7 protein-coding genes and 1 pseudogene are annotated in these 6904 nt (G+C 73.8%); 7 read left to right on the plus strand and 1 reads right to left on the minus strand.

What is annotated here, in order from left to right; translation table 11 throughout:
• From EYA84_RS22770 to thiC, 7 genes and pseudogenes are all read left to right on the plus strand, one after another.
• Positions 1–333, plus strand: a 333-nt coding sequence (locus EYA84_RS22770; RefSeq protein WP_131055154.1) for a thiamine phosphate synthase, incomplete at its 5' end; no start/stop codon positions are given.
• Positions 327–1580: a glycine oxidase ThiO gene (gene thiO, locus EYA84_RS22775; RefSeq protein WP_131055156.1), complete on the plus strand. Its 1254-nt coding sequence runs from the start codon at positions 327–329 to the stop codon at positions 1578–1580. The genes EYA84_RS22770 and thiO, both read left to right, overlap by 7 nt.
• Positions 1581–1594: 14 nt before the next feature.
• On the plus strand, positions 1595–1795 hold the full coding sequence (gene thiS, locus EYA84_RS22780) for a sulfur carrier protein ThiS (RefSeq protein ID WP_131055157.1): 201 nt from the start codon (positions 1595–1597) through the stop codon (positions 1793–1795).
• 5 nt (positions 1796–1800) lie between these two features.
• Positions 1801–2619, plus strand: a complete 819-nt coding sequence (locus tag EYA84_RS22785) for a thiazole synthase (protein WP_131055159.1) — start codon at positions 1801–1803, stop codon at positions 2617–2619.
• A 65-nt stretch (positions 2620–2684) separates the two neighbouring features.
• Positions 2685–3293: pseudogene (locus EYA84_RS22790) on the plus strand (thiamine phosphate synthase); the annotation flags it as partial.
• Between the two features lie 200 nt (positions 3294–3493).
• On the plus strand, positions 3494–4285 hold the full coding sequence (gene thiD / locus EYA84_RS22795; protein ID WP_131055161.1) for a bifunctional hydroxymethylpyrimidine kinase/phosphomethylpyrimidine kinase: 792 nt from the start codon (positions 3494–3496) through the stop codon (positions 4283–4285).
• A 15-nt stretch (positions 4286–4300) separates the two neighbouring features.
• Positions 4301–5893 carry a phosphomethylpyrimidine synthase ThiC gene (thiC, locus tag EYA84_RS22800; protein WP_131055163.1) on the plus strand — a complete coding sequence of 531 codons (1593 nt, stop codon included), beginning with the start codon at positions 4301–4303 and terminating at the stop codon, positions 5891–5893.
• A 12-nt stretch (positions 5894–5905) separates the two neighbouring features.
• Here the strand turns inward: thiC and EYA84_RS22805 are convergent, their stop codons facing one another.
• A complete protein-coding gene (locus tag EYA84_RS22805; protein ID WP_131055165.1) occupies positions 5906–6766 on the minus strand; it encodes a hypothetical protein in 861 nt (286 codons plus the stop codon).
• Between the last annotated feature and the right edge of the window lie 138 nt (positions 6767–6904).

Below are 6904 nucleotides of genomic sequence, written 5' to 3' on the forward strand. Positions count from 1 at the left end.
GTGCTCGGCCCGGCCGCCGTGCTGGGGGCCACCGCCCGCGAACCGGCCTCGGCCACCGAGGCGGTCGGTGCCGGCGCGAGTTATCTGGGCGTCGGTCCGTGCCGGGCCACCACCACCAAGGACGGGTTGCCGCCGGCGATCGGCGTCTCCGGGCTGCGGGCCGTGGCCGAGGCGGTCACCGTGCCGGTGTACGCCATCGGCGGGGTGACGGTGGCGGACGTGCCCGCGCTGCGCGCCGCCGGGGCGTACGGGGTGGCGGTGGTCGGTGTGCTCTCGGCCGCCGCCGATCCGGCTCGCGTCGCGGCGGAGCTGATCGGAGCGTTGACGTGTTAGCAGGGGACCCTTCCTCTACCGCAGGCGTTAGCAGGGGGCCCTTCCTTACACCCGACGTAGCTGTGGTGGGTGGGGGGCCGATCGGTCTGGCGATCGCCTGGCGCTGTGCGGCGCGCGGGTTGCGGGTGGTGGTGCACGATCCCGCGCCCGGCTCGGGTGCCTCGCACGTCGCCGCCGGGATGCTCGCGCCGGTGGCCGAGGCGTACTTCGGCGAGCAGGAACTGACCGCCCTGCTCACCGAGTCGGCCGCCCGCTGGCCGGCGTTCGCCGCCGAGCTGACCGAGGCGACCGGCGCCGACATCGGCTACCGCACCGAGGGCACGCTGATGGTCGGGCTCACCGCCGACGACCTCGCCGAGGCGCGTCGCCTCTGGGCGTACCAGCAGGGACTGGGGTTGCCGGTGACGCCGCTGCGCCCCTCGCAGCTGCGCGACCGCGAGCCGGCGCTGGCGGTCCGGGTCCGTGGTGGGGCGCTCGCCGCCACCGACCACCAGGTCGACCCGCGCCGACTGGTGCCGGCACTGCGACTCGCCGCCGAGCGGGCCGGTGCGACGGTGGTCCCGGAGCCGGTGCGGACACCGGCCGACGTCCGCGCCCGGGTGACCGTGATCGCCGCCGGCTGCGGCGCGGCCGCCCTCACCGGGTTGCCGGTCCGCCCGGTGAAGGGCCAGGTGCTGCGGCTGCGCGCGCCCGACGGCGGCCCGCCGGGCTTCCGGCACGTCATCCGGGGGTACGCCGACGGCGAGCACGTCTATCTGGTGCCCCGCGACGACGGTGAGGTGGTCGTCGGGGCGACCGTCGAGGAGCGCTCCGATCTGGCGGTCGGTGCCGGGGCGGTGCTGCGACTGCTGCGTGCCGCGACCGATCTGTTGCCGGAACTGGCCGAGTACGACCTGGTGGAGGCGATCGCCGGGCTGCGCCCCGGCACCCCGGACAACGCCCCGATCCTGGGTCCGTTGCCGGGCCGGCCGGACGTGCTGGTCGCCACCGGTCACCACCGGCACGGCATCGTGCTCACCCCGGTGACCGCCGACCTGATCACCGACCTGGTGACCGGGGCGACCGCCGACACCATCGGCAGCCCGTTCCGCCCCGAGCGCTTCGCCGCCGACGTCGGACCGGGTGACCGGTTCGGCGCGTTCGTCGCCGACGCCGGACCGGGCGAGGGCTTCGGCACGTCCGCTGCCCACGTCGGACCGGGGGAGGGCCTCGGCGCGTCCGGCGACGCCACCCGACCTGCGCAGTGAACGGAGGATGCCTGATGGAGTTGACGGTGAACGGTGTCGGACGCCATGTGTCGGACGAGGTCACGGTCGCCGAACTGGTCCGCGACGTGACCCCGCAGCCGCGCGGCGTCGCGGTGGCGGTCAACGGCGAGGTGGTGCCGCGTACCGACTGGCCGGCGACGGTGCTGCGGGGCGGCGACCGGGTCGAGGTGCTCAGCGCCGCCCAGGGCGGGTGAGCGGGATGGACCGCACACCGTCGACTGACGGGCACGAGGTGGACGCCGGCACGAAGGGCTTCGAGCTGGGCGGGGTCCGGTTCGGCTCCCGGCTGGTCCTGGGCACGGGCGGGGCCGCCAACCTGCACGTGCTGGAGCAGGCGATCCGTGCCTCCGGCACCGAGCTGGTCACGCTGGCCCTGCGCCGGGTGGACACCGTCGCGGTCGGCTCGGGCGGCCTGCTCGACCTGCTGGACCGCTGTGGCGTACGTCTGCTGCCGAACACGGCCGGCTGCTACACCGCAGGTGAGGCGGTGAAGGTGGCCCGGCTGGCCCGGGACGCGTTCGACACCGACTGGGTCAAACTGGAGGTGATCGGCGACGAGCGCACGCTGCTGCCCGACGGGGTGGAGCTGCTGCGCGCCGCCGAGGAACTGGTCGACGACGGGTTCACCGTGCTGCCGTACACGTCGGACGATCCGGTGCTGGCCCGGCGGCTGGCCGACGTGGGTTGCGCTGCGGTGATGCCGGCCGGCGCGCCGATCGGCTCCGGGCTGGGCGTCAACAACCCGCACCACATCCGGCTGATCCGTCAGGACGTGACGGTCCCGGTGATCCTCGACGCGGGCATCGGCACTGCCTCGGACGCGGCCCTGGCCATGGAGCTGGGCTGTGACGCGGTCCTGCTGGCCAGCGCCGTCACCCGGGCCGAGGACCCGGTCGCGATGGCCACCGCGATGCGGTACGCGATCGAGGCGGGCCGCCTCGCGTACGGCGCGGGACGTATTCCGCGTCGCTTCCACGCGCTCGCCTCCACGCCCGACGACGGTCGACCAGACCTGTGACCCGCCACGTCGCCGATCCTGGTGTTGACCCGCCCCTCCAGGAGACTCTTCGTACCAAGCTCCAGCTGGTCTCGGGTGTGGTGCTGTTGACGGATCGCCGGGCGGCGCGGGGGGACCTGCGCGATGTGGTGGCGCAGGCGGTCGCCGGGGGAGTGCGGTGCGTGGTGCTGCGCGAGAAGGACCTGCCGCGTGTCGAGCGCCTGGTGCTCGCCGCCGAGCTGCGACCGATCCTGGCCGAGGCGGGCGGCACCCTGATCGTCGCCGGCCCCGACCCGCTCCTGCCCGAGACCGAGCCCGCCCCGCGGATCCCCAGCACCTTCGGCGGGGCATTCGTCGCGCTCCACCTGCCGGCCGCCGGCCCGTACCCGCCACCCGTCGCCGACCTGGTCGGCCGCTCCTGCCACGACGAGGCGGAGCTGGACCGACTCACCACCGAGGACTACGTGACCCTGTCACCGGTCTTTCCCACCCGCAGCAAGCCCGGTCACGGCCCACCGCTGGGCCCCGACGGCCTGGCCGCCCTGGTGGGTCGCAGCCCCGTGCCCGTTCTCGCTCTGGGCGGCATCGAGACTCCCGCACAGGTCCGGGCCTGCGTGGAGGCCGGCGCCACCGGTGTGGCCGTGCAAGGCGCCATCATGCGCGCCCGAGACCCCCACCAGGTCGCCACCACCCTCACCATCGCCCACCACGAGCTTCTCCAGAAGCAGCCCCCAGCCCCCACCCCACCGACCCGTCCCGACGGGCAACGCCCACGACGGGCTGCGGCCGACCGTGCCCACTCCGGGCGGTCAGGCTTGATCCCTGCGTGGGCACGGTCGGCCGCAGCCCTGAACCGCAACCCAGAACAAGCAAGAACCAAGCCAAGAGGAGACACGTGACAACCCCGACCACCGTGCTCACCGTCGCCGGCTCGGACTCCGGTGCCGGTGCCGGCATCCAGGCCGACCTCAAGGTCTTCGCCGCGCTCGGTGCGTACGGCACGAGTGTGCTCACCGCAGTGACCGCGCAGAACACCCGGGGGGTGGACGCGGTCCTGCCGTTGCCGCCGCAGATGGTCAGCGACCAGTTGGACAGCGTGTTGTCCGACTTCGAGGTGCGCGCGGTCAAGACCGGGATGCTCGGTACGCCGGCGGTGGCGCAGGCGATCGCCGAGGCGGCGGCGGCCGGTCGGCTGCCGCAACTCGTGGTCGACCCGGTGCTGGTCGCCACCAGTGGACATCGTCTCGGCGTGGTGGAGGCGGTGGAGCGGCTGTTGCCGTACGCCCGGGTGGCGACGCCGAACAGCGCGGAGGCTGCCGCCCTCACCGGGGCGCCGGTGACCGGAGTGGCGGAGATGACGGCGGCGGCGCGGGCGCTGGCGGCGGGCGGAGCCGAGTGGGTGATCGTGACCGGCGGTGACGTGGACACCGGCGATGAGGCGGTGGACGTGCTGCACGGTCCGGACGGCACGACGGTGCTGCGGGCCCCACGGGTGCCGACCCGGCACACGCACGGCACCGGTTGTTCGTTCTCGGCGGCGACCGCCGTGCGGCTGGCACTGGGCGACCCGGTGCCGGCGGCGGTCGCCGCCGCCAAGGAGTACGTCACCCGCGCGCTGGCCGGTGCGCGGGACTGGGAGTTGGGCGCGGGACGCGGCCCGATGGACCACTTCGGCTGGTCCGCTTAGGCGAGGGAGGCTGTCATGCAGGCACGTCGCAAGGTCTATGTCGAGGGTTCGCGACCGGACGTCCGGGTGCCGTTCGCGGAGGTCGAGCTGACCGGGGACAACCCGCCGGTCCGGCTCTACGACACCGCCGGGCCGGGCTCGGACCCGGAGGTCGGTCTGCCGCCGTTGCGGGGACCGTGGATCGCCGAGCGGGGGGACGTCGCCCCGGTACGCGGTGCCGGAACCCCGTTGGGCGGGGCGGACGGCAACCGTCCCACGCAGCTCGCGTACGCGCGGGCCGGGGTCGTCACGCCCGAGATGGAGTTCGTGGCGATCCGGGAGGGGATGGCACCGGAGTTCGTCCGGGACGAGATCGCTGCCGGTCGGGCGGTGCTGCCGCTGAACATCAACCACCCGGAGTGCGAGCCGGCGATCATCGGCAAGGCGTTCCTGGTCAAGGTCAACGCCAACATCGGCACCTCGGCGGTGACCTCCTCGGTGGCCGAGGAGGTCGAGAAGTTGACCTGGGCCACCCGGTGGGGTGCGGACACCGTGATGGACCTGTCCACCGGCAAGCGCATCCACGAGACCCGCGAGTCGATCGTGCGCAACTCGCCGGTGCCGATCGGTACGGTGCCGATCTATCAGGCGCTGGAGAAGGTCGGCGGCGACCCGGTGAAGCTGACCTGGGAGGTGTTCCGGGAGACCGTGATCGAGCAGGCCGAGCAGGGCGTGGACTACATGACGGTGCACGCCGGGGTGCTGCTGCCGTACGTGCCGCTGGCGGTCAACCGGGTGACCGGCATCGTGTCGCGGGGCGGATCGATCATGGCGGCCTGGTGCCTGGCGCACCACGAGGAGAACTTCCTCTACACGAACTTCCGGGAGCTGTGCGAGATCCTGGCCCGCTACGACGTGACGTTCTCGCTCGGCGACGGGTTGCGGCCGGGCTCGATCGCGGACGCCAACGACGAGGCCCAGTTCGCCGAGCTGCGGACGCTTGGCGAGCTGACCCGGATCGCCTGGGAGTACGACGTGCAGGTGATGATCGAGGGACCGGGCCACGTGCCGATGCACAAGATCAAGGAGAACGTGGACCTCCAGCAGGAGTGGTGCCACGAGGCGCCGTTCTACACGCTCGGTCCACTGACCACCGACGTCGCGCCCGCGTACGACCACATCACCTCGGCCATCGGCGCGGCGATGATCGGCATGTTCGGCACCGCGATGCTCTGCTACGTCACGCCCAAGGAGCACCTGGGGCTGCCGGATCGTGACGACGTCAAGGCGGGGGTCATCGCGTACAAGATCGCGGCGCACGCGGCGGACCTGGCCAAGGGGCACCCGGGCGCGCAGGCCTGGGACGACGCGCTCTCCAAGGCGCGGTTCGAGTTCCGGTGGGAGGACCAGTTCAACCTCTCGCTCGACCCGGAGACGGCACGGTCGTACCACGACGCCACGCTGCCCGCCGAGCCGGCGAAGACCGCCCACTTCTGCTCGATGTGCGGGCCGAAGTTCTGCTCCATGAAGATCAGTCAGGACCTCAAGGAGTACGCCGCCCGGGGCATGCAGGACAAGTCCGAGGAGTTCCTCGCCTCCGGCGGGCGGGTGTACCTGCCGCTGGCCTGACGACCGTCCCGGCTACTCCCGGTGGTGCCGGCCGGTCGGCCGCAGTCGGCGGCGGGTCTCCTTCGGCAGCGGCTCGTCCTCGATCGACGGGCGGCCGAGTCCGGCCACCCAGTCCACGTACTCCTCGTCCTGCGCGGCGAGCGGTTCTTCCTGCTCCGCGGGCTCGGTCTCCGTGGGGCGGGGCCGGCTGCGCCGGAACAGTCCCCGGCGTCCCTTCTCCCGCTCGTGCTCCGGCGCGGCAGGCTCGGCACGGGGGACGGGCGGTTTGGTGAACGCGGCCGTCAGGTCGCGGGCGGCTGCCGCCGGGTCGGGCCCGGTGGTGGAGTCGACCCGGTCGGCGGCGTCGTCCGACGGTCCGTCGGTGCCCGATCCGGTCGGCGGCGCGGTCTCGTCGGCCGGGTCGGGGCGGCGGGCCGGTGCGAAGGCGTTCCAGGACTCCGTCGTGTTCAGGTCGGGCAACGGGAGCCGGTGTCGGGGCCAGGGTGCGGTCTCCGGCCCTTCCGCCGGACGGGCCGCCGGTGTCACCGCGCCGTCCGGCAGACCGCCGTCGGTCGGTACCCCGTCGTCGTGCGCCGACGCGGGATCGGCGCCCGGCGGCACGGGCACGGTGTCGGCGGAATCCGTACCGCCGCTCTGGTTCGGCCCGGCCCAGGGCGGCGGCGTGTACGCGCTCGGGCTCGGATCGTCGAACGGGCTCGACGACCGGGCCTGGTCGCCGGACCGGGTTGCCGGCACGGCCCGGTTCGGCGGCTCGGCGAGGGGACGTGGCGTGCGGGTACGCCCGGGTGCCCGGCCCGCCGTCGGGGTGAGGTCACCGCCGTCGCCGACCGGGTCGGGCCCGCCTGACGACGGCCCGTTGATCGCGCCGGTCATCGGCTGGTCCGGACGTTCGGGACCGCTCGGCAGCGGGTCCGTCGCCTGGACGGCGAGGGCCGGTGTGCCGAGAGTGTCCAGGTCGACGGCGGTGGGCCGGGTGGCGCCGGGGCCGGCGTCTGTCGATTATCCACATCT

Source organism: Verrucosispora sp. SN26_14.1 (assembly GCF_004307965.1).
Lineage (GTDB): Bacteria > Actinomycetota > Actinomycetes > Mycobacteriales > Micromonosporaceae > Micromonospora.

What these genes read in the sequence shown, in the direction of transcription:
- EYA84_RS22785 (WP_131055159.1), top strand. Translation starts at nt 1,801, where the DNA reads ATGGACCGCACACCGTCGACTGACGGGCACGAGGTGGACGCCGGCACG.
- EYA84_RS22805 (WP_131055165.1), bottom strand. Translation starts at nt 6,766, where the DNA reads ATGACCGGCGCGATCAACGGGCCGTCGTCAGGCGGGCCCGACCCGGTC.
- thiC (WP_131055163.1), top strand. Translation starts at nt 4,301, where the DNA reads ATGCAGGCACGTCGCAAGGTCTATGTCGAGGGTTCGCGACCGGACGTC.
- thiS (WP_131055157.1), top strand. Translation starts at nt 1,595, where the DNA reads ATGGAGTTGACGGTGAACGGTGTCGGACGCCATGTGTCGGACGAGGTC.